The organism is Cetobacterium sp. ZWU0022 (assembly GCF_000800875.1).
Lineage (GTDB): Bacteria > Fusobacteriota > Fusobacteriia > Fusobacteriales > Fusobacteriaceae > Cetobacterium_A.
This window is the reverse complement of sequence record NZ_JRJZ01000018.1, coordinates 1-1,104: the sequence shown is the minus strand read 5'-3', so window position 1 is coordinate 1,104 and position 1,104 is coordinate 1. Positions and strand designations below refer to the sequence as shown.

The 1,104-nt window shown below is 22.6% G+C and carries 1 protein-coding gene; it reads right to left on the bottom strand.

Annotated features, from left to right (window positions below; genetic code table 11):
- Positions 1 to 631, bottom strand: a 631-nt coding sequence (locus tag L988_RS01460; RefSeq protein WP_197053928.1) for a PD-(D/E)XK nuclease family protein, incomplete at its 3' end; no start/stop codon positions are given.
- Between the last annotated feature and the right edge of the window lie 473 nt (positions 632 to 1,104).

The following is a 1,104-nucleotide window of genomic DNA, read 5'->3' as shown; positions in this document are numbered from 1 at the left end:
TTTCATTTTGTAATTTTTTTAAAATTTTGTATTGTCCAGATTGACTCCAAAAAATTACTTCTAATTCAGCCTTTGTTAATTGTCTGTTTTCATCAATTAATTTCATCTCTAAATTATCTTTTTCTTCAATATTTAATAAAAAATTATAATATGAATCAAAAATTTCATTTTTAATTTTAATTTTATCAAAGATACTTAATATGGCTTTCCTATCAATTAATATATATTCTTTTGGAAGATTCTTATCTTCATCATATAAATTTCCTATTTTAAAGTAAATATACTTTTTTTCACTTTCATCTTCCCCTTTCATTGCTTCAATATGCCTTACTAATTGATTAGAATGATGAGAAGTATCTAGTTTATTTTCAAATATAAGATATATTTTTTTATCGTCTGCTAAAAGTATTTCAACTAAAACATCAATTTTTGAAGCTCTTTGCTGAGTTAATGGTATTATTTTTTTAATACTTAATTTTTTAGTTCCTCCACAATAATTATAAATTTCTTGGGCTAAGTTATGTGAAAAATTCTTTTCCAATATATTATTGGTTTTATCGAAATTAAAACACCAACATAAAAAAGCATCTTGAACAAGTTCTTTCGGTGCAAAATCAAATATATTATTCATTTATTCCTCCACTAGATTTTTTAATTTTTGCTTATTATAATCCCTTAAATTTTTACTGTAAAATATATAATTTGAATAATGTTTTAAGCACTTCTCAAACGTTAATTCTATATTTAATACTAATATCTTGATTTCATTTGACATATAATTTCAAAAAAAAATAAAAAGAGCTTTAAAAGTTGACTAGACTCTAAAGCTCTTCCTTGGAAACTTGACATTTCCAATTATTTATCGTTAGATTAAATATACTCTCTTTTTATACAAAAATCAACTTATACTTTTACAATAATTATTGATTTCTAATAAGGAAAATTACTCGTCCAAGTGAATCTCCCCATCTTGCAACTATATTCAAATGTACAAGTATAGTTTATATCCTAAATTTTTGAATTATTTATATTACAGTCTAAATATAAAAAAAGCTCTGCCACTTTTGTGACAGAGCTAATTTTTTGATATAATAGTTACACCAT